Source organism: Aliiroseovarius crassostreae, assembly GCF_001307765.1.
In the GTDB taxonomy this organism is placed as follows: Bacteria; Pseudomonadota; Alphaproteobacteria; order Rhodobacterales; family Rhodobacteraceae; genus Aliiroseovarius; species Aliiroseovarius crassostreae.
In genome coordinates this window covers 14,977-36,794 of record NZ_LKBA01000025.1, presented here as the reverse complement: position 1 = coordinate 36,794, position 21,818 = coordinate 14,977, and the positions used below count along the sequence as shown (strand labels likewise).

The following is a 21,818-nucleotide window of genomic DNA, read 5'->3' as shown; positions in this document are numbered from 1 at the left end:
CGGGCTATCCACGGCTGAGCTTTCGGCAATTCGTTTGCATACCGCGTCTATATGGTCGCGGCAACCGTTGGGCAAAGAGGGAGCGCGCGATTTATTTCACCAGCCCCACAAGCATCAACGCGTTTGGCCCTTGAACTCAATCACTGCCATCGACAAGTCGTCACCAAATTCCCGGCTGCCGCAGAAATTATCCAGCTCCCACACCAGCCCATCCAGAAACAGCTGTCCTTTCAATGAGGCATTGCGTGAGATCATTCTTTCGAACCCCTCTTCCTCTAGCATCTGGTCCTTCTCATTCTCCGCTTCGGTAAACCCATCCGAATAGAAAATGAGCCGGTCCCCCGGTGCGAGAGCAATTTCGAAACGCTCATAGCTGCTTCCCCGGATCAACCCGATCGGCAAGCCGCCCTGCCCAACATATTCCACACTGCCATCTGCGCGCAGCAGCACGGGATTTGGATGGCCGCATTGGGTGAGCGTCAACACACCTGTATTCAGGTCGAGATAGGCAAGAATCATGGTGAAGTAATGCTCGGTAGGCATATCCTCCAGCATCATGGTATTGAGCAGATACGCCACTTCTTCCGGGTCACGCAGGCGCAATTTCCCCCGCAGGCCCGCGGCCATGGTGATATTCTGCTCAGGGGATCCATCCGACAAATAGGATGCAAGACGGGCCGTCAGAAGCGCAGAGGCAATCCCGTGGCCTGAAACATCAATCGAGTAAATTGCGACGGTATTCTCATCAGCCTGAAACATCCCGACAAGATCACCGCCCACATGCCCACAAGGCTGCAACAGCAGGCTGATCTCAGAGGACCCAAAATCACGAAACCGTTCACGCACCAAAGATTGCTGCATGTTGCGCGCCTCGATCAGGTCCCGATCAATGGAGTCGTAAATCGCCTGGATTTCAGTAAGGGTTGCGTTGACCAGCCTGTTCTTTTCCTGCAGCTCCCGCTCCATGGACATGATCCGGCCACCAGCATTGATCCGGGCCCGCAACTCCTCAGCATTGACGGGTTTATTCAGGAAATCATCCGCCCCGACATCCAGCCCCTGCGCCACCGCACCCTTTTCGCTTTTGGACGTCAGAAGGATGAAGTAGCCATACTTGTCTCTCTCCATCGCACGAAACGCCTGACAAAGCTCCAGACCATCCATGCCCGGCATCATCCAGTCAGACAGGATCAGGTCGATATCTTCCGTGGCAATCTTCTCCAGCGCTTCCTCACCGGATCCGGCTTCAACAACGGTAAACCCCTGACGTTTCAGGGTTGAGCTTACAATCATCCGCTGCGCACGGCTGTCATCCACGACCAGGACAGTGTTGACCACAGCCTCTCCCAAGGCTGCGCCATCTCTGACAGCAGAGTTGATCATATCTGGATTTATAGCAGATTTTGCCACGTGTTACCCTTCATCGCCAAAGCGAGTCGCTTACATTCCCTCAGCCATAGCCCCCGGAGATTTAACGGCGGTTTAAATTTAAAATTCTCAGGAAATTTACTGTCACACTAACCCCAGCTTAATCATCACCGGCTATTCAAGGCGCAGTATCAACGATTTATTTCTTATGAGGGCAGTATGATTAGCTGGGATCGCGTCGCGGAATTGAAAGCAGAGATCGGCGAAGAAGATTTTGCCGAGGTTGCAGAGATGTTCCTGATGGAGGTGGATGAGGTCATCGACCGGTTGCGCAACAACCCCGACCCCTCACAATATGAACAGGACCTGCATTTCCTGAAAAGCTCTGCCGTGAACCTGGGCTTTGACGCCCTGTCAAAACTATGCGGAGACGGCGAACAGATGGCAGCCCGCGGCATGGCAGCCGATGTTGATCTCACACCGGTCTTCGATACGTATTTCGCCTCAAAAGAGGTGTTCACCGCGCATTGAAATCAGCGTTTCGTTTAAATGACAAACTCAGCCAGCATTTCATCATCGGTGATATCGGAATAGGCAAAGCCCTTCTGATCGAGCGCATCACACAACGCGTCAAAATTCTCAGGCACCGTGGTTTCGATCCCAATCAAAACCGAACCGAAATTCCGGGCGGACTTCTTCATATACTCAAAACGCGCAATGTTGTCGTCTGGTCCCAGGATTTGCAGGAAATCCTTAAGCGCGCCGGGACGCTGGGGCAGACGGAGCAGGAAGTATTTTTTCAGCCCGGAATACCGCTGAGCGCGCTCTTTCACCTCTGGCAGGCGTTCAAAATCAAAGTTGCCCCCAGAGGTCACGCAAACCACCGTCTTGCCCCGGATCTCGTCCCGCAGATCCTTCAACACATCTACGGACAATGCGCCGGCCGGCTCCAGCACCACCCCTTCCACGTTCAACATATCAAGCATGGTTGTGCAGATCCGATCCTCGGGCACCCCATGGACCTGCACGGATGGCACATCCCGCAGCACGTCAAAGGGTTGCGCCCCAATCCGTGCCACAGCCGCCCCATCCACGAAATTATCAACCCGATCGAGAGTGACCGGTTGCCCCTGCGCAATCGCAGCCGCAAGCGATGCCCCCCCGGCGGGCTCAACATAATGCAGCACGGTTTCCGGGGCCACTTCCGCCAGATATCTGGTGATCCCGGCAGATAGGCCGCCACCGCCCACAGGCAGGACAACCACATCCGGGTTGCGCCCCAGCTGGGCGGAGATTTCAGCCGCGACGCTGGCCTGCCCCTCGATCACATCCTTATCATCGAAGGGTGACAGGAAATGCCCCCCGACCTTGTCACAATACCCCTGCGCAGCCGCAAGCGTATCGTCGAAATAGTCGCCAACAAGGCGGATCTCGATCGAGTCTCCCCCAAAAATCTGGGTCTTCTGAATTTTCTGCTGCGGGGTAGTGACCGGCATGAAGATCACGCCCTTGACGCCGAAATGACGCGACACAAACGCCACGCCCTGCGCGTGATTGCCCGCAGAAGCACAGACAAACACGTCCTGATCTGGATTTTTCGCAAGCGCCTTGCCCATTGCATTCAGCGCACCGCGGATCTTGTAACTGCGCACGGGGCTGAGGTCTTCGCGCTTCAACCAGATATCGGCATCATAGATGGCCGACAGATGGTCATTACGCTGCAAGGGCGTCGCGGGGAACAGCGCCCGCATCTGCTGTTCTGCCACGCGGGCTTTTCTCAGAAAATCGCTCATCTGAAATGTCTGACCCAAGGGCAGGCTCTTGGCAAGGTTGTTTACGCCAGTTTTCCCCCTGATTACGGCAGCTCTCGCCCTTCGACATAAACACCGTAGATCGTGGTCATGATGCTGATTTGCAACAATGTCATCAGCCACACTCCAAAGAAATACGCAGGAACTCCCAGCCCGGCCAGCAACACCCACAGGTTAGCGGCCGACAAAATTGCGACAAATATCCCAACCAAAACTACAATCCCGGTGGCAATCAGAAACAGCCAGAAGAACACACCGAAGATCAGCTTGCTGGATCCGCCCGTCGCGCGCCAAGCCTGTTTCAGACTTAGGTTTTGCCCAAGGGCGCGCGAGACCAGAACCGGCGACAGGCGCATCATTGCGATCATCAGGAATGTCACAAAAACGACTGCAATGACGGAAACAACAAAGGCCATTCCCATATTGGGGGCAGCTTCGGTTTCAATTTGCATGATGATCGGAACAAAGGCGGCAAACACCGGGATAAGCGCAATCAAAATCCCGATCCCCATCAAAATGATCCAAAGTGAGTAAAGCATAACCTCGGACCCATGCCATGACGGCAACCAACCTGTTGGGGTTTCATTCAAAAGCACAAATCGATGCCACGCCACAGCCATCCATCCCCCAATCACAACAGTGAATGCGTTCTGAAGCACTTGCATCAGGGCTAAGCCGACTGGCCCAATTGAGAAAATGAATTCCTCAGAAGACACCAATGCCAAATTGATCGCAAACCCAACAACCATGGACAACAGCAGCAACACCACGGAAATCCGCGCAGCATCTGCCTTGTTGCGCCACACCATTCTCCAGGAATGTTTCAAGATATCCAGACCAGACATACCAACACCTTTCAATCAATACGTGCGTTGCCCTCCTAAAATCACGGAAAGCCGATCAAAGCAAGGACGGGATGGCCCTGCAATACTTGCCCCCCGGGCAAAAACGGGATAAGCGCGCGGGGACACGCTCGTGAAAGGGAATATGATGATTTCGTCCAACACTGCACCGCAAAAGGCACCCAAGAAAGTTGTGCTGGCCTATTCCGGTGGTCTCGATACCTCAATCATCCTGAAATGGTTGCAAACCGAGTATGGGTGCGAAGTGGTCACCTTCACCGCTGACCTGGGTCAGGGCGAAGAGCTGGAACCGGCCCGCAAAAAGGCCGAGATGCTGGGCATCAAGCCGGAAAATATTCATATCGAAGATCTGCGCGAAGAATTTGTGCGCGATTTCGTGTTCCCGATGTTCCGTGCCAATGCGCAATATGAAGGGCTTTACCTGCTGGGCACCTCGATCGCGCGCCCGCTGATTTCCAAGCGTCTGGTTGAAATTGCCGCCGAACACGGGGCCGACGCCGTGTCGCACGGGGCAACCGGCAAGGGCAACGATCAGGTTCGGTTCGAACTGGCGGCCTATGCGCTGAACCCGGAAATCGTCGTGATCGCGCCCTGGCGTGAATGGGATCTGGGCTCGCGCACCAAGCTCTTGGAATTTGCCGAGCAGCACCAGATCCCGGTGGCCAAGGACAAACGTGGCGAGGCCCCTTTCTCGGTTGATGCGAACCTGTTGCACACCTCGTCGGAAGGTAAAGTTCTGGAAGACCCGGCCGAGGACGCACCGGACTATGTCTACCAGCGCACCGTGCATCCCGAAGATGCACCGGACACCCCCGAATTCATCGAGATCGAGTTCGAAAAAGGCGATGCCGTTGGTATCAATGGCGTGAAAATGTCGCCGGCAACCATCCTGACCGAACTGAACGAATATGGCCGCAAGCACGGCATCGGTCGTCTGGATCTGGTCGAAGGCCGCTATGTGGGTATGAAATCGCGCGGGATCTATGAAACCCCCGGCGGCACCATCCTGCTCGATGCCCATCGCGGCATCGAATCGATCACCATGGACCGTGGCGCTATGCATCTGAAAGATGAGCTGATGCCGCGTTACGCCGAACTGATCTATAACGGATACTGGTATTCGCCCGAACGCGAAATGCTGCAGGCGGCGATTGACCTGTCGCAGGAACATGTCACCGGCACTGTGCGCATGAAACTCTACAAGGGTCTGGCCCGCGTGGTTGGCCGCTGGTCGGATCACTCGCTCTATTCCGAGGCACATGTGACCTTTGAAGAAGACATGGGCGCCTATGATCAGACCGATGCGGCCGGGTTCATTCAGCTGAACGCCCTGCGCCTGAAGCTGATTGCCGATCGCAACCGTCGCGTTGGCAAGTGAGCTACGACGACGAGGATATCGACGATGAGCTGGACATGTTCATCGAAGCTCAGGACACCGTGTGGAGCGATGTCCTGAGCGAACTGCAGGCGGGAAAAAAGACCAGCCACTGGATGTGGTTCGTCTTTCCGCAACTGGCCGAACTGGGCAGATCCGACATGTCGCAGCTTTATGGGCTGGAGGATCTGAACGAGGCCACCGCCTATCTGGCGCATGATGAACTGAAACGGCGCCTGATTGTTGCGGCATCCCTGTTGCTGGAACATGCGGGCACGGATCCGGTTGAGATCCTGGGGGCTGTGGATGCACAGAAGCTGCGCTCCTGCATGACGCTGTTTGCTGCCGTCCCGGACGCGCCGGACATGTTCCGACAGGTGTTAGAGGTTCATTACGCGGGACAACCCTGCGCCCGCACGATCGAAATATTGAGCCGGGCCTGATATTCCTGATAACAGCGCCCGGAAATTGCCCGGCGCGCCCTACCTCCCCTTTGGTCATGCTTGCCAGACCCGGGATCGTCTTTCTATCGAGAGACAAACGGGAGGAACTGACATGCCACTGCAAAAACTTGCCGAGGGGATACAATCCGGCCTCGAAGGGCGCAGCTTTAACGGGTCTTTGAAATTTGACTGCGGCGAGGATGGGGTGATTGTGCTGGCCGAAAACGCCGCCAGCACCGAAAACCGTGACACGGACTGCACCCTGCGCCTGTCCACCGAGAACCTGCAGAAACTGCTGACCGGCAAGCTCAACCCGATGACAGCGGTCATGATGGGCAAGATCAAGCTGTCGGGAGATATGACCACCGCAATGCAGCTGGCCAAGCTCTTGGGTTAGGGTCAGCCCCCTAAGCGCGTGCCTTCAAAAACGCGGCCACCTCTTTTGCCGCCGGCATCACCTCGGCGGTGCCTTTACGGGTGACCTGAAGGGCGGCTGCGGCAGACGCCCGGTGCAACACCTGTTCCAAAGGCAATTTCTGATCCAGCCCTGCGGCCACGTAACCAATAAAACAATCCCCAGCCCCGGTCGTATCCACGGGCTGCACCTTGAAGGCAGGGGCGTGGAGCTCCCGCCCGGTATCTTGGTCCCGCCAGATCGCACCCTCTGCCCCTTTGGTGACCAGCAAAGCAAGCACGTCAATCTCGTGCAACCCAACACCCAGCGCGGCAGAAAGCTGGGTTGCCTCAACCTCATTCATCACCAGAAGATCGCAATACGGCAGCACCTCACGCACGGCGGATGCGTCAAAGGGTGCCGCAGAATAGATCACCTTTGCACCCCGACCGCGCGCAAACCTGGCAGCCTCAAGCACCAGGGTGGTCTCGTTCTGCAAGACCAGCAGGTCCTGCGCCGTCATCTTGTCCAGCGCCGAGCGCACGAAATCCCAGCTCAGCGCATAATTGGCACCGGGCATCAGCACGATCATATTCTCACCATCAGGATCAATGCAGATATTGGCGTGTCCGGTTGCCCCTTCTGTCACCTCAATATCACGCACATCCACACCGCGCCGCTCCAACGCCGCGCGACACCAATGCCCATCGGATCCGATGGCGCCGATATGATGCACAGGGCAACCCGCAAGGCTGGCCGCCACGGATTGATTGGCCCCCTTTCCCCCCAGCGAAATCGCGTGCTGTGTGGCACCAATCGTTTCGCCAGCCCCCGGAAGATGCGGCAGCTGGTAAAAATTGTCGATATTAATCGACCCGAGATTAAAGATGCTCATGGCAAGATCCCCTTGAGAAAACCCTATAATTTCCTGATGTTTACGCAAGAGAGAACCGGGGCGACCGCACTTAAAACCCCAATACTATTCACATTTAGGAATGTTAGTTTTCTATTGTATTCTATTGTATACCGACTATATGAACCAGCAGAATCCATAGGCCAAACGGTAAGTCACAAGCAGGGAGTTTCCGCCATGACGACCCAAATCGACGCCACCCTGATCCCCGGAGATGGGATCGGACCCGAAATCACCGAAGCTGTCACCGCCATCCTCGATCACATGGGCGCGCCCTTCAAGTGGGACGTTCAGCAGGCTGGCATGGCTGGCATTGACGCGGCGGGCGAACCGCTGCCGCAGGCCACAATCGACAGCATCCGGCACACCAAACTGGCCCTCAAAGGCCCGCTGACCACACCGGTGGGCGGCGGCTTCAAGTCGATCAACCTGCAGCTGCGTCAGGCGTTCAACCTCTATGCCAATGTCCGCCCCACTAAGACCATCAAACTCGACGGTCGGTTCGACAATGTGGACATGGTGATCTTTCGCGAGAACCTGGAAGGGTATTACATCTCGGACGAAGGCTATATGGAACACAATGGCGACCCGGAAGGCAAAGTCTTTTCAACCGGTTACAACACCAAAGAGGGTGCCCAGCGCATCACCCGCGCCGCGTTTGAATACGCCTTGGCCAATGGGCGCAAGAAGGTCTCGATCGTGCATAAGGCCAACATCCTGAAACTGCTCTCGGGCATGTTTCTGGAAGAAGCCCGCAAGATCGCCAAGGAATATGAAGACCGTGTGGCCTGGGACGAACGCATTGTTGATGCCTGTGCCATGCAGATGGTGATGTATCCGGATGCATTTGACGTGATTGTCACCACCAACCTCTTCGGTGACATCCTGTCCGACCTCGCCGCCGGTCTGGTAGGCGGGCTTGGCCTTGCCCCTGGCGCCAATATCGGCACAGATGCCGCCATTTTCGAGGCTGTGCATGGTTCGGCCCCGGATATTGCGGGCCAGCAAAAAGCAAACCCCTGCGCCTTTCTGATGGCCGCAGGTCTGATGCTGGAACATGTCGGCAAAACCGACGACGCCCAGCGCCTGAAGAAAGCGGTGATCGAAACCGTGCAGGCCAAAGATCGCGTGACCCCGGATCTGGGCGGCACCGGCACCACGATGACCATCGCTCAGGCCATCATTGACCGGCTTTGATCGAACCGGAAGGCCGTAGCACAAGCTGCGGCCTTTTTTCACTGCGCTGATAGCGCTACGCCCCTTTTTTTCTTCACACAATTTGTGTAAGGGAGGGGGGAAATCTCACATCTCACCAGCTTTGGGCAGGTGCCCGGCGGTGATCCTTTCAGCGAAAAAAGGGGTGTTCTGACATGACCGACACATCGCAGCCAGATATTCTGTATACCATTGTAGACGAAGCGCCGGAGCTGGCCTCGGCCTCCTTCCTTCCGATCATCCGTAAATTCGTATCAAGCGCCGACATCACCGTGGGCACCCCGGACATCTCGCTCGCGGGTCGTATCATTGCCACCTTCCCGGAAAACCTGACCGCTGAACAGCGCCAGTCGGACGATCTGGCTGCCCTGGGCGAGCTGGTGAAAACCCCGGACGCCAACGTGATCAAACTGCCGAATATCTCGGCCTCGGTGCCGCAGCTGGTTGCCGCCGTCGAAGAATTGCAATCGCAGGGTTACAACATTCCGAACTACCCGGAAGAGCCGAAGACCGACGAAGAAAAAGCCATCCGCGCACGTTACGACGCGATCAAAGGTTCTGCCGTGAACCCGGTTCTGCGCGAAGGCAACTCGGACCGCCGCGCTGCCAAAGCCGTGAAGAACTACGCTCAGAACAACCCGCATTCGATGGGGGAATGGGCATCGGACAGCAAAACCAAAGTGTCCTCGATGCCGGGTAACGACTTCTATGCAAACGAAGTTTCCGCCACCATCACCGCTGCGCAGGCAGGGGATGCGAAGATCGAGTTCGTCGGAAAAGACGGCGCTGTCACCGTTTTGAAAGACGGCTGGGCGCTGGAAGAAGGCACCATCGCGGATGCGACCTTCATGTCGGCGAAGGCCTTGGGTGCGTTCCTGGCAGACGCCATCGAAGACACCAAGAAAGACGGCACCATGTTCTCGCTTCACATGAAAGCGACGATGATGAAAGTGTCCGACCCGATCATCTTCGGCCACGCTGTCAAAGCATGGCTGGGTCCGGTTTGGGACAAGCACGGTGCCGCGATTGCTGCTGCCGGCGGGTCGCCGAACTCGGGTCTGGGTGCGGTTCTGGATGCCATCAACAGCTTGGACAACGCAGACGAGATCAACGCGGAAATCACCGCGCTGGACCGTCCGTCGATGTATATGGTCGACTCGGACAAAGGCATCACCAACCTGCACGTGCCTTCGGACGTGATCATCGACGCCTCGATGCCCGCCGTGATCCGCGCTGGCGGTAAAGGCTGGGATGAGGCTGGCAACAAGGGCGACACCAATTGCGTGATCCCCGACCGCTGCTATGCCACCGTCTATGATGAAACCATCAACTTCTTCAAAGCCAACGGCGCGCTGGACGTGACGACCGCGGGTTCGGTGGCAAACGTTGGCCTGATGGCACAGAAAGCGGAAGAATACGGCTCGCACCCGACCACGTTCGAGGCGCCCGCAGACGGCACCATCCGCGTGGTCACCGCCAATGGTGACATCCTGCATTCGCATGACGTGGAAGCCGGTGACATCTGGCGCGCCTGCACCGTGAAAAAGGCTCCGATCGAGAACTGGATTGAGCTGGCCCTCGACCGTCAGCGCCTAACCGGATCGGAAGCGATCTTCTGGCTGGACGCAAATCGCGCCCATGACGCCGAGCTGATCAAATATGTGACCCCGGCACTGGAAGCTGCTGGAAAAGCTGATCTTTTCCAGATCATGGCCCCGCGCGAAGCCACTGCCCAGTCGCTGAAAACGATCACTGCAGGTAACGATAGCATCGCCATCACCGGCAACGTTCTGCGTGACTATCTGACCGACCTGTTCCCGATCCTGGAACTGGGCACCTCGGCCAAGATGCTGTCGATCGTGAAGCTGATGAAAGGCGGCGGTCTGTTTGAAACCGGCGCTGGTGGATCGGCCCCGAAACACGTGCAACAGCTGGTTGAAGAGAACCACCTGCGTTGGGACTCGATGGGTGAGTTCTGTGCGCTGGGTGAAAGCCTGAACTTCCTCGCGGATGTGAAGGGCAACGCCAAAGCCGGTGTCCTGGGTGCCGCTGCCGAGGCCGCAACCCAAGGCATTCTGGACAACAACAAGTCGCCCTCGCGCAAAGTGGGTCAGCCCGACAACCGCGACAGCCACTACTGGTTCGCCCGCTACTGGGCCGAAGCCCTTGCGGCACAAGGCGATGACGCGGATCTGGCGGCTGAGTTTGCCCCGGTTGCAAAAGCACTGGCTGAGGGCGAAGAAGCGATCCTGGCCGAGCTTGCTGCGGCCCAGGGTCCAGCGGCTAACATCGGTGGCTACTTCCGCCCGTCGGTTGAGCTGAAAGCAAAAGTGATGCGCCCCTCGGCCACGCTGAACGCGATCATCGGCTAAGTTCGATCCCGCAGAACACGGAAAACCCCGCCCCTCAGGCGGGGTTTTTCATTTCTGAAACATGAAACTTTTGAAGCTGTCGAAAGCCGGAAGTTTAAAGTTTTCGCGACCCAAATATCAAAAGTTTAAACATTTCCCCGGCCAGTTCAGGGCGATTTCGTCACAACCCCGCCGCTTCCAGCTTCTCCAAATCGGGAAACCAGATCTCATTCGGGCCAGATTGATCCGGGTCACATCCGGGTGGGTCTGTAAGAGGTCCCGCAAATCTCGGGTTGCGCCCAGGGCGATCACACCGGTCAACTGCACCACCTCCCCCTCAGAAAACAGGTTATATTGCGCTGCATAATGCCGGTTGCGCATCTCCGAATACGGTTCATCAGACAGGAACGGGGTTGTCTGCAAGGCCAGCGCCCACCAGTGCGACAGCGAGGCAAAAACCGCGATGATCAAGGCGATCATCCCCGCCCAAAGTGGCAAAACAGACCCTAATTCAGGCAAATTCCGCTCTGCACTTCAGAAGTAGCCGATAGATTGCCAGATCAGGAACAGCAGATCGGCGCCCACCAGAACCGCCACAAGAGACACAGCCAGCGGGGCGATCGCCCCCAGCGCACCAAATCCAAGCAGGACAAGGGCGCGCAACACCACCCCATTGATCCAGAAGGCGCGCCAAAGCCCCCGCCAATGGGTGAGAATGTAGGACATGGGTCAGCTTAGGGCGTTTCGGGGCAAACATGAAACAGGTGCTTTTTCGAAACGCTTTTGGGGTGCTCCTCGTTGCGGTCAAACCCCGACCTCAAACCGGGTCCGGTCATGGGGGCGGGTGAAGTCCTGCGCCGGTCCTTTGGGCACAATCCGAGTCGGATTGATCGTCTCATGACTGGCATAGTAATGCCGCTTGATCTGGTGGAAATCCACGGTGTCTGCGACACCCGAATGCTGATACAAATCACGTAAATAATTGGAAATGTTGGGGTAATCCTCGATCCGTTTCAGGTTTGTCTTAAAGTGACCATGATAGACCGCATCAAAGCGGATCAGGGTGGGAAACAGGCGCCAGTCCCCCTCGGTCAACGTATTTCCAACGAGGTAACGATGTCGGGACAGGCGATCTTCGATCTGGTCCAGGGCTGCAAACAAAGCGTCAAATGCGTGTTCATAGGCCTCTTGCGTCGTTGCGAACCCGCATTTGTAGACCCCGTTATTGATGCTGGAATAGACAAACTCATTCCCCTCATCGATCTGGTCCCGAAGGGTTTCGGGATAGAAATCGAGCGTGTTTCCGGTGATCTCGTCAAAGGCGGAATTGAACATACGGATGATTTCCGAGCTTTCATTGCTGACCACCATCTGGGTCTGCTTGTCCCATAGCACCGGCACCGTGACCCGGCCCGAGTAGTTCGGGATGGCCTGCGTATAGAGCTGGTGGAGGTAGGCATGGCCGAAAAGTGGATCACCACCGCTATCCGGGTCAAACTCCCATCCGTTTGACAACATATCCGGAGAGACCACGGTGACGTCGATCAACCCCTCCAACCCCTTCAGCTTGCGAAAGATCAGCGTGCGGTGCGCCCAGGGGCACGCCAGCGAGACAAAGAGGTGATATCGACCCTGTTCCGCCTTAAAACCGTCTTTTCCGCTTGGTCCGGCGGATCCGTCACGGGTGATCCAGTTGCGAAACTGCGCCTCGCTTCGCCTGAATTTCCCCTTGGTGGATTTGGTGTCATACCAGACATCTTCCCATTTCCCGTTCACAAGCTGGCCCATGATCCGCTCCTTTATGCTGCAATGAGTATATGGGGGTGCGGATCGGGCGCTCAACATTCGTGAATGCAGAGAGAAATTGCAAATATGCACAGAAAAACCGGCCCCTGAGAAAGGGCCGGTTTCAGGCAGGATCAGAGCCTGTTTTTACCTTTCGCCCAGACGTGCCGCGGCAAGAACCGCCATGTTCAGGATGTCATTTGACGTGGAGTTGGTCGAACAGATCTGGATCGGTTTGTCGACGCCAGACAGGATCGGGCCAATCACCGTGGCACCTGCCAGTTCCTGCATCATCTTGACCGAAATCGAGGCAGAGTGGCGGGCGGGAACCACCAGCACGTTGGCGGGCCCGGACAGGCGGCAGAACGGGTAATGCTTCATCACATCCGGGTTCAGCGCCACATCTGCAGTCATCTCACCATCATATTCGAAATCAACGCCGCGCTGATCCAGAATTGCCGGTGCTTCATGCAGTTTCTGCGCACGTTCCGAGATTGGGTAGCCGAAGGTCGAGAAGCTGACAAACGCGACGCGGGGTTCAAGCCCAAGGCCCCGCGCCACGGCGGCGGCACGCTCTGCGATATTGGCCAGATCTTCGGTTTCGGGCCATTCATGCACCAGCGTATCAGCCATCAGCACGATACGGCCCTTGTGCAGAACGGCGGTGACACCGACCGCTCCGTCACTGGCGCGGGCATCAAATACATGGTTGATCCGGTCCAGCACATATGCCGATTTGCGCGTGGCGCCCGTGATCAGGCCATCGCCATGACCATGCTGCAGCATCAGCGACGCAAACACGTGGCGATCCCGCGCCGCGATGCGATGCACATCGTGGCGGTCAAAGCCCTGACGCTGTAGGCGCTCATAGAGGAAGTCTTTGTAAAGCCCGAGGTTTTCCGTGTTGGCGGCGTTCACCACACGCAATTCGCGGACTGCATCCCCCAGACCCTCGGCTTCCAGCTTCTCGCGCACATTTTCCTGACGCCCCACCACCAGCGCACGACCATACCCGTTACGCTGATATTGCACGGCAGCCCGGAGCACCTGCGGATCATCCCCTTCGGCAAAGATCATCGTGGCCTGGTTCTTGCGGGCGCGAGCGGTGATGCCGCGCAGAATGGAGGCGGTGGGATCCATGCGCGATTTCAGGTTCAGCGCATAGCTTTCCATGTCGATGATCGGGCGGCGTGCCACCCCGGTGTCCATACCGGCCTTCGCCACGGCGGGGGGAATGGTATAGATCAGGCGCGGATCAAACGGGGTCGGGATAATATAGTCGCGGCCAAAGGTCAGCTTGGTGCCATAGGCCATCGCCACTTCATCCGGCACATCTTCGCGGGCCAGTTCGGCAAGGGCCTGAGCGCAGGCGATTTTCATCTCGTCATTGATGGCGCGGGCGTGGATATCAAGCGCGCCGCGGAAGAGGTAGGGAAAGCCCAGAACGTTGTTCACCTGGTTCGGGTAATCCGAACGGCCGGTGGCAACAATGGCGTCATTGCGCACCTCATGCGCCTCTTCCGGCGTGATTTCCGGATCCGGGTTGGCCATGGCGAAAATGACCGGGTTGTCGGCCATGGATTTCACCATATCCTGCGTCACGGCCCCCTTGACCGACACGCCAAGGAACACATCCGCACCCTCCATCGCCTCTTCGAGCGTGCGCAGATCGGTGTTCACCGCATGGGCCGATTTCCACTGGTTCATGCCATCGGTTCGGCCCTGATAAATCACACCCTTGGTGTCGCAGACGATGCAGTTTTCATGCCGCGCGCCCATGGATTTGATCAGTTCGATACACGCGATCCCGGCGGCCCCCGCGCCGTTCAGAACGATCTTGCAGTCTTCGATCTTCTTGCCGCTGAGGTGCAGCGCATTCAAAAGCCCCGCCGCACAGATCACCGCCGTGCCATGCTGGTCGTCGTGGAACACCGGAATGTCCATGACCTCTTTCAGCTTCTGTTCGATGATGAAGCATTCCGGCGCCTTGATATCCTCAAGGTTGATGCCCCCGAAGGTCGGCCCCATCAGCTTGACCGCATTGATAAACTCATCCGGGTCTTCGGTGTCCAACTCAATGTCGATCGAGTTCACATCGGCAAACCGTTTGAACAGGACCGCCTTGCCTTCCATCACCGGTTTAGACCCTAACGCACCCAAATTCCCCAATCCAAGCACCGCTGTACCGTTGGAAATCACCGCCACCAGATTGCCCTTGTTGGTGTAATCATACGCGGTCGACGGGTCTGCTGCGATGGCCTCACATGGCACGGCAACCCCCGGCGAATAGGCCAGCGACAGATCGCGCTGCGTGGTCATTGGCACCGATGGCGTGACCTCGAACTTGCCCGGTGTCGGGTAGATGTGAAAGGCCAGAGCCTCTTCATCGGTGATGCGTTGTTTTGCCATTCCTCTTGGCCCTTTCCCTGCGACAGACAGACCCTCCTCCCTTACAGGGGGTCGTGCGCAGGCTCAACCTCATTTGAGCATTTTATAACTCAATTCGGGAGTTTTTGCGCAATAGTCGAAAATTCATCCCCGCCGTGACGCAACATTCAGAAAATCATTTACGGATATAACAGCCCCCTACCGCACAAAATTCCGTCCGTGCCTTTCACAGGACGATGATTTATATCTTGGCCAAACCTTTCATCAGGAGCGACACGTGACACAGACGATTTTGTTGACGGGCGGCGCAGGTTTCATTGGCTCTCATACCTATGTCGAGCTTGCAAGGGCTGGCTTTGATATTGTCATTCTGGATAATTTCTCAAACGCACGGCCAGATGTGATCGACCGGCTTGAAACGATCACCGGCGCGCCGGTCACCTGCTATACGGGTGACGTGCTGGATGAAGGGCTGCTGGATCGTATCTTTGCCAAGCACAAGATCGACGCCGCCATTCACTTTGCCGCCCTCAAGGCCGTGGGCGAAAGCGGCCAGATCCCGCTGGAATACATGAACACCAATATTGCCGGGCTTTACGCGCTGCTGCGCGCGATGGAGCGTGCCGGATGTGGGCGACTGGTGTTTTCCTCCTCGGCGACGGTTTATGGCCAGCCCAACCAGCTGCCCGTCACCGAAACCGCCGATCTCGGTTTTACCAACCCCTATGGCTTTACCAAACTGGCTTGTGAGCAGTCGCTGAACCAGATCGCCGCCTCTGATGACAAATGGACCTTTGGGATCCTGCGCTATTTCAATCCCGCCGGCGCCCATGACAGCGCGCTGATTGGTGAAGATCCGAATGACACGCCCAACAACCTGATGCCCTATATCGCCAAGGTCGCCACCGGCGAACTGGCCGAACTGTCAATCTTTGGCGATGATTACGACACGCCCGATGGCACCGGTGTGCGCGATTATATCCACGTGATGGATCTTGCGCAGGGCCATGTTCTGTCGGTCAAATCCTTGCTGGAAACAGACCAGAGCCACACGGTAAATATCGGCACCGGCACGGGATATTCGGTGATGGATATGCTGCGCGCCTATGAGGCCGCCGCGGGAAAACCCCTGCCCCACCGGATCGCCCCTCGTCGCGCCGGAGATGTGGCAAGCGTCTATGCCGACCCTTCCAGGGCCCGTGAACTTCTGGGCTTTACCGCGCAGCGGGGATTGGAGGAGATGTGCCAGTCCAGCTGGAACTGGGTCTCTCGGCGGAAAAACACCTGACACTGGGAAATATCCCGGAAAACCGGTTTTCCAGCCCCCGTGTTTTCTGGTTTTATCAACCAAACCCACCTCAATGCAGACCAGATCAAGGATCCCAGCGACGTGAGCGACAAAACTGCCAAAGTAACACCGATGATGGCGCAATTCCTCGACATCAAGGAAGGCTATCCCGATGCGCTCCTGTTCTATCGTATGGGCGATTTTTACGAGCTGTTCTTTGACGATGCCATCGCCGCCGCCGAGGCGCTGGATATTGCCCTGACCAAACGCGGCAAGCATCTGGGCAAGGATATTCCCATGTGTGGCGTGCCGGTGCATTCCGCCGAAGGGTATCTGCTGACGCTGATCCGCAAAGGGTTTCGTGTTGCGGTTTGCGAACAGTTGGAAAACCCGGCCGAGGCCAAGAAGCGCGGCGCGAAATCCGTGGTGAAACGGGATGTGGTGCGCCTTGTAACCCCCGGCACCCTTACCGAAGAAAGCCTGCTGGACGCGCGTCGGCACAATTTCCTCGCCGCCTTTGCCGAGATCCGCGAGGATGGCGCAATTGCCTGGGTCGATATTTCAACCGGCGCGTTCCACGTCATGCCCTGCTCGCGTATGCGCCTGTCACCGGAACTGGCCCGACTGGCCCCGCGTGAGGTCGTTCTCCCCGACCAGATCATGTATGATCTTGATGGAATAGTCACTGAATCCGGGGCAGCCCCCACCCCGCTCGGACAGGCCGCTTTTGACAGCACTGGCGCGGAAAAGCGCCTGAAAGAACTATACGCCGTCGGTTCACTGGAGGCATTTGGCAGCTTTACCCGTGTAGAAATTGCCGCCATGGGCGCCATTGTCGAATATCTGGAAATCACCCAGAAAGGCAAATTGCCGCTGCTGCGCCCGCCGGTGCGCGAATTGTCCCATGGCACGCTGCAAATCGACGCCGCCACGCGGCGCAATCTGGAACTGACCCATGCGATGTCCGGCGGCCGCCAGGGATCGCTTTTGTCAGTGGTGGACCGCACGGTAACCGCCGGCGGGGGGCGGCTGCTGGAGCGGCGCATTTCCTCTCCGTCACGCAACCTTTCCGAAATCCACGCCCGCCTTGAAACCGTGTCATTTCTGGTGGAACAGTCCCGCATTTCCGAAGATCTGCGCGAGTCTTTGCGCAAAACCCCCGATATGGATCGGGCCCTGTCCCGGTTGGGGCTGGACCGGGGTGGCCCCCGAGATCTGGCCGCAATCCGCGGCGGGCTGGGCGCCGCTATTGACCTGTCTGAACAGATCGCCAATGCCGAAGCGATCCCCGAACGGCTGATGGTGGCCGGGGAAAAGCTCCTGGGCCACGATACATTGCTATCCCTTCTGGAAGAGGCGCTGGTGGCTGATCCCCCTCTCCTCGCCCGCGATGGCGGTTTCATCGCCCCCGGTTATGACGAGGATCTGGACGAAGCCCGCAAATTGCGGGATGAGGGCCGGGGTGTGATCGCCGGGATGCAGGCTGAATACGCGCAGATTGCCGGGGTCAGCTCGCTCAAGATCAAACATAACAACGTGCTGGGATACTTCATCGAAACCACCGCCACCCATGCGGACAAGATGCTGAACCCACCACTGTCCGAGACCTTCATCCACCGCCAGACCACCGCCAATGCCGTGCGCTTTACCACCGTCGCGCTGAGCGAGCTGGAAACCAAGATCCACAACGCGGGAAGTCGGGCGCTGGAGATCGAAAAACGTCTCTATTCCAGCCTGACACGAGAGGTTCTGGACCGCGCTGCCGCCATTGCCGACACCGCCCGGGCGCTCGCGGAAATCGACCTTGCCACCGGGTTTGCCGATCTTGCGCGCGCCGAGGGATGGGCCATGCCGCATGTGGATGACAGCCGTAAATTCGAAATCACCGGCGGACGCCACCCGGTGGTCGAAGCCGCCCTGCGCAAAACCGGTGAGCCGTTTATCGCCAATGATTGCTCCCTCTCAAACGGCAATGACCACGCCCATATCTGGCTGCTGACCGGCCCCAACATGGCGGGTAAATCGACATTTCTGCGCCAAAACGCCCTGATTGCGCTTCTGGCCCAAACCGGGAGCTTCGTTCCCGCAAAATCCGCCCATATCGGCATTGTTTCACAACTGTTCAGCCGGGTTGGGGCCTCGGATGATCTGGCCCGGGGGCGGTCAACCTTCATGGTCGAGATGGTGGAAACCGCCGCCATCCTGAACCAGGCCGATGACCGCGCGCTTGTCATCCTCGATGAAATCGGCCGCGGCACCGCCACCTATGACGGCCTTTCAATCGCCTGGGCCACGCTGGAGCATCTGCACGAAACAAACCGCAGCCGCGCCCTGTTTGCCACCCATTACCACGAAATGACCCAGCTTGCGGACAAGCTGACCGGCGTTGAAAACGCGACGATTTCGGTCAAGGAATGGGAAGGCGAGGTGATTTTCCTGCATGAGGTGAAAAAAGGCGCTGCTGACCGGTCTTACGGGGTGCAGGTGGCCAAACTCGCCGGGCTGCCCGAAGCGGTGATTGCCCGCGCCAACGTTGTGCTTGAGGCGCTTGAGAAGGGTGAGCGCGATGGTGAGGGTGCCAAAGCGATGATTGACGATCTGCCGCTGTTTGCCGCCACTCCACCCGCGCCTGCGCCGGTGAAAACAGCGCCATCCAGGGTCGAAGACGCATTGCGGGAGGTTCTGCCCGACAGCCTCACGCCGCGCGAAGCCCTGAACCTGGTCTATGACCTGCGCGAGTTGTTAAAGGACTGATCCTTTTTTCTTGCCCAAAATACCTTAAAGCGTTTCGGAATAACCATGTGTCACGGGTTTATCCCGAAACGTTTTAGGGGGTCTGGGGGACAACGACCCCCAGCTACCAGCGGCCGGACGCACCACCCCCGCTGGAACTGCCCCCACCAAATCCACCAGATGAGGACGAGGAGGAGCGGCTGGATGTGATCCTTGGCAAAGTCCGTGTCGCGCTCCAGCTTTCGCCGCATTGCGCGCAGGAAAAGTCATCCCGTGCCCGCCCGGTTGACTGTCGCGTGGCGCTTTCCAACGTGGTGGTGTCCGTCTTCAATGTGTGAAAATCACATCGTGGGCAGCGGCTGTAAGAGGTGAACCACTTCTTGCGACGGATCACATGCGCATTGTCACAGGCCGGACAAAGCCAGACGTCGTAATCCGCGGTTTTCAGCCGTTCTTCTGTAAGCTGCCCTTTGATCAGATACGCATCATCATCAGTCTCACTCAGCCAGATCATCCACGTCCCGTCATTGGGGCAACGGCGGGGGGCGCGGCGGCGCAGGAACCGCCAGGCGGCAAACAAAAAGGCACCAAGGCCCGCAAGTGACAGCGGCCAATACCGTTTCACCTGCCGCAACCCCTGTTTTGCCACCAGCTGATACCGGGGGGCATCGTAATCTCCGGGATAGACACCCGTGATTTCATAAATCGCCTCATCGACACCGGACAAGATCCCGTTCACGTAATCCCCATCGCGAAATTCGGGCAGGATCGTATGGTCGATCACCCGCTGCATTGGCCCGTTCATGTCTGTTCCATAGCCCGAGCCGACTTCGATCCGCATCACCCGATCGTCACGCACAACCAGCATCATCACCCCATCATTTCGGGTCGCATCGCCAACGCCCCAGGCATTGAACAGTCCGGTGGCAAAGGGTTCAATCGGGCCGTCATAGGCGTGATCTGCGAGGCTTTTGAGAGTGACAAGCGTAAACTCTACCCCGCGTTTTTCGCGCAGTTCCTCAAGCGTGGCGCGCAGGCGATCCGCCTCTTGAGGTGAGAGGATGGCAGCAAAGTCATTTACGTAAAGATCTGAATAGGCGGGATAATTCTGCGCCTGGGCAATATTGGCCCAGACAAGAAAGAGGAGGGAAAGAAGGATGCGCAAAAGAAAACTCCCGTCAATGACGGGAGTTTCATACGCGGTTTTATCGCCCCTGTTGAGGGGAAAATTCAAGCCGGGGTCGAGGACACACCCACCTGGGCCGGACGCAGCAGGCGGTCATGGATCATGAACCCTTCCGCCATCACCTGGATCACATCCCCCGCCTTGGTGCCCGGCACCGGGGCTTCGAACATCGCCTCATGCTGTTCCGGGTCAAACTTGTCCCCCACTTCCGGAGAGACCAGACGGATGCCATGTTTTTCAAAAATGCCCAGAAGCGAACGCATGGTCAGTTCGATCCCTTCGATCAGCGGTTTGGACGCTTCATTGTCCACTTTCGAGGCCGCTTCCACCGCGCGTTTCATATTGTCAAAGACGGGCAGCATATCACGGGCCAGCTTTGATCCGCCGTAATTCTCAGCCTCGCGACGGTCCCGATCAGACCGTTTGCGGGCATTTTCCGCATCCGCCAGGGCGCGCATGAACCGGTCTTTATACTCGTCACGCTCAGCTTGCAGCGCCAGGATCTCTTCGCTCGGCGGCAGCTCATTGGCCAGATCGTCCAGCGACATCGGCTCATCACCGGCCTGCTCGGTCATCAATTCCTGAATGGCGGCTTCCACGTCTTCCGCCGGTGTCTTTTTCACGTCGGTCATCTTCTATCCTCGATCCGAGATCATTTTGCCAACCAGTTGCGCCGTGTAATCCACGATCGGCACGATCCGTCCGTAATTCAGCCGGGTCGGTCCAATCACCCCCACGGCACCAATAATCTTTCGATCAGCGTTCATATAAGGGGAAACCACCAAAGAGCTACCCGAAAGTGAAAAAAGTTTGTTCTCCGACCCAATAAAAATGCGCACCCCGTCACCCTGATCCGCCAGTTCAAGGAAATCGGCGATGTCGCGCTTGCGTTCGAGGTCGTCAAACAGGGTGCGAATACGCGCAAGATCGGCTTCTTCTTCGGTGCCCGACAGGAGATTCGACCGGCCCCGCACAATCAGCCGCTCGTTCTGCCCCCCCTGATCGGCCCACAGTGCCACCCCGCCGTCAATCAGCTCCTGCGCCAATGTGTTCAGCTCTGCCCGGCGGCGTGCAATCTCATCCCCCATATCGCCGCGCAACTCGGTAATGGTGCGCCCCTCGGCAATTGCATTGAGGAAATTGGCCGCCTCACGCAGGGAGGACGGCGTCTGGCCCGCAGGCGGGGTGAACACCCGGTTCTCCACCTGACCATCGGCAAAAACCAGCACCACAAGGGCGCGATCCGCGCCAAGTGACACAAATTCGATATGCTTGATCGGCGCCTCATGTTTTGGCGTCAGAACCAGGCTGGCGCCCGCAGTGATCCCCGACAGCGCCTGCCCCACCCGATCCATCATCGTGCCCACATCGCCGGGCACATTCCCAACCGTGGCATCAATCTTTTCCCGGTCACTGTGATCAAGGTTGGACACTTCAAGCAACCCATCCACAAACAACCGCAGCCCCAGATCCGTGGGCACCCGACCGGCTGACACATGGGGGGAATTCAGAAGCCCCATAAATTCGAGGTCCTGCATCACGTTGCGAATGGTCGCCGCTGACACTTTCTCGGTCATGGCGCGGGTCAATGTGCGTGACCCAACCGGATCCCCGGTTTCCAAATAGCTTTCCACAAGACAGCGGAACACCTCGCGCGAGCGGGTATTCATGTCTTTGATCAGGTCAGATCCGTCTTCCATGCGCT

Annotated in this window: 19 protein-coding genes; 8 read left to right on the top strand and 11 right to left on the bottom strand. The window is 57.5% G+C overall.

Translation table 11 applies throughout. The features are described 5' to 3' along the window. Positions 1-114: 114 nt before the first annotated feature. Positions 115-1,383 (bottom strand): PP2C family protein-serine/threonine phosphatase, encoded by a 1,269-nt coding sequence (locus AKJ29_RS17975; protein WP_055192923.1) that lies wholly within the window; start codon positions 1,381-1,383, stop codon positions 115-117. Positions 1,384-1,587: 204 nt separating this feature from the next. Here AKJ29_RS17975 and AKJ29_RS17970 point away from each other — a divergent pair, with 204 nt between their 5' ends. Further along, entirely contained in the window at positions 1,588-1,899 is a 312-nt protein-coding gene (locus tag AKJ29_RS17970; RefSeq protein WP_055192922.1) for an Hpt domain-containing protein, read from the top strand. A gap of 14 nt (positions 1,900-1,913) precedes the next feature. On the opposite strand, the gene ilvA is transcribed toward AKJ29_RS17970, so the two are convergent. Together ilvA and AKJ29_RS17960 are read right to left on the bottom strand one after the other, a co-directional pair. Then, positions 1,914-3,161 carry a threonine ammonia-lyase IlvA gene (gene ilvA, locus AKJ29_RS17965; RefSeq protein WP_055193000.1) on the bottom strand — a complete coding sequence of 416 codons (1,248 nt, stop codon included), beginning with the start codon at positions 3,159-3,161 and terminating at the stop codon, positions 1,914-1,916. A gap of 62 nt (positions 3,162-3,223) precedes the next feature. Further along, complete coding sequence (locus tag AKJ29_RS17960) at positions 3,224-4,024, bottom strand: hypothetical protein (RefSeq protein WP_055192921.1); 801 nt, start codon at positions 4,022-4,024, stop codon at positions 3,224-3,226. Between the two features lie 145 nt (positions 4,025-4,169). Between AKJ29_RS17960 and AKJ29_RS17955 the strand changes: the two genes are divergently transcribed. The 3 genes from AKJ29_RS17955 to AKJ29_RS17945 all read left to right on the top strand — a co-directional run bounded on the left by AKJ29_RS17955 (position 4,170) and on the right by AKJ29_RS17945 (position 6,257). Further along, the gene (locus AKJ29_RS17955) at positions 4,170-5,420 is read left to right on the top strand and encodes an argininosuccinate synthase (RefSeq protein ID WP_055192999.1); all 1,251 of its coding nucleotides are present in this window, start codon (positions 4,170-4,172) and stop codon (positions 5,418-5,420) included. Positions 5,421-5,455: 35 nt separating this feature from the next. Then, entirely contained in the window at positions 5,456-5,860 is a 405-nt protein-coding gene (locus AKJ29_RS17950; protein ID WP_055192998.1) for a DUF1810 domain-containing protein, read from the top strand. 112 nt (positions 5,861-5,972) lie between these two features. Beyond that, on the top strand, positions 5,973-6,257 hold the full coding sequence (locus AKJ29_RS17945; protein ID WP_055192920.1) for an SCP2 sterol-binding domain-containing protein: 285 nt from the start codon (positions 5,973-5,975) through the stop codon (positions 6,255-6,257). Positions 6,258-6,267: 10 nt separating this feature from the next. Here the strand turns inward: AKJ29_RS17945 and AKJ29_RS17940 are convergent, their stop codons facing one another. Further along, positions 6,268-7,149, bottom strand: a complete 882-nt coding sequence (locus AKJ29_RS17940; protein WP_055192919.1) for a ribokinase — start codon at positions 7,147-7,149, stop codon at positions 6,268-6,270. A gap of 195 nt (positions 7,150-7,344) precedes the next feature. Here AKJ29_RS17940 and AKJ29_RS17935 point away from each other — a divergent pair, with 195 nt between their 5' ends. Together AKJ29_RS17935 and AKJ29_RS17930 are read left to right on the top strand one after the other, a co-directional pair. Next, positions 7,345-8,364 carry an isocitrate/isopropylmalate dehydrogenase family protein gene (locus AKJ29_RS17935; RefSeq protein WP_055192918.1) on the top strand — a complete coding sequence of 340 codons (1,020 nt, stop codon included), beginning with the start codon at positions 7,345-7,347 and terminating at the stop codon, positions 8,362-8,364. Positions 8,365-8,537: 173 nt separating this feature from the next. Next, on the top strand, positions 8,538-10,754 hold the full coding sequence (locus AKJ29_RS17930; protein WP_055192917.1) for an NADP-dependent isocitrate dehydrogenase: 2,217 nt from the start codon (positions 8,538-8,540) through the stop codon (positions 10,752-10,754). A gap of 117 nt (positions 10,755-10,871) precedes the next feature. Here the strand turns inward: AKJ29_RS17930 and AKJ29_RS17925 are convergent, their stop codons facing one another. The 4 genes from AKJ29_RS17925 to AKJ29_RS17910 all read right to left on the bottom strand — a co-directional run bounded on the left by AKJ29_RS17925 (position 10,872) and on the right by AKJ29_RS17910 (position 14,927). Continuing rightward, on the bottom strand, positions 10,872-11,213 hold the full coding sequence (locus AKJ29_RS17925) for a hypothetical protein (RefSeq protein WP_139231362.1): 342 nt from the start codon (positions 11,211-11,213) through the stop codon (positions 10,872-10,874). 54 nt (positions 11,214-11,267) lie between these two features. Further along, entirely contained in the window at positions 11,268-11,459 is a 192-nt protein-coding gene (locus tag AKJ29_RS17920; protein WP_055192915.1) for a hypothetical protein, read from the bottom strand. A 78-nt stretch (positions 11,460-11,537) separates the two neighbouring features. Further along, positions 11,538-12,521 (bottom strand): glutathione S-transferase family protein, encoded by a 984-nt coding sequence (locus AKJ29_RS17915; protein ID WP_055192914.1) that lies wholly within the window; start codon positions 12,519-12,521, stop codon positions 11,538-11,540. 144 nt (positions 12,522-12,665) lie between these two features. After that, positions 12,666-14,927, bottom strand: coding sequence for an NADP-dependent malic enzyme (locus AKJ29_RS17910; protein WP_055192913.1), 2,262 nt, complete (start codon positions 14,925-14,927; stop codon positions 12,666-12,668). 256 nt (positions 14,928-15,183) lie between these two features. Here AKJ29_RS17910 and galE point away from each other — a divergent pair, with 256 nt between their 5' ends. Together galE and mutS are read left to right on the top strand one after the other, a co-directional pair. Next, positions 15,184-16,194 carry a UDP-glucose 4-epimerase GalE gene (galE, locus tag AKJ29_RS17905; RefSeq protein ID WP_082392692.1) on the top strand — a complete coding sequence of 337 codons (1,011 nt, stop codon included), beginning with the start codon at positions 15,184-15,186 and terminating at the stop codon, positions 16,192-16,194. 132 nt (positions 16,195-16,326) lie between these two features. Further along, positions 16,327-18,948, top strand: coding sequence for a DNA mismatch repair protein MutS (gene mutS / locus AKJ29_RS17900; protein WP_055192996.1), 2,622 nt, complete (start codon positions 16,327-16,329; stop codon positions 18,946-18,948). A gap of 103 nt (positions 18,949-19,051) precedes the next feature. Here the strand turns inward: mutS and AKJ29_RS17895 are convergent, their stop codons facing one another. The 3 genes from AKJ29_RS17895 to hrcA form a co-directional block, all read right to left on the bottom strand. Continuing rightward, a complete protein-coding gene (locus AKJ29_RS17895) occupies positions 19,052-20,092 on the bottom strand; it encodes a TPM domain-containing protein (protein ID WP_055192912.1) in 1,041 nt (346 codons plus the stop codon). A 65-nt stretch (positions 20,093-20,157) separates the two neighbouring features. Further along, on the bottom strand, positions 20,158-20,745 hold the full coding sequence (locus tag AKJ29_RS17890; RefSeq protein WP_055192911.1) for a nucleotide exchange factor GrpE: 588 nt from the start codon (positions 20,743-20,745) through the stop codon (positions 20,158-20,160). Between the two features lie 3 nt (positions 20,746-20,748). Continuing rightward, entirely contained in the window at positions 20,749-21,813 is a 1,065-nt protein-coding gene (hrcA, locus tag AKJ29_RS17885) for a heat-inducible transcriptional repressor HrcA (protein ID WP_055192910.1), read from the bottom strand. Between the last annotated feature and the right edge of the window lie 5 nt (positions 21,814-21,818).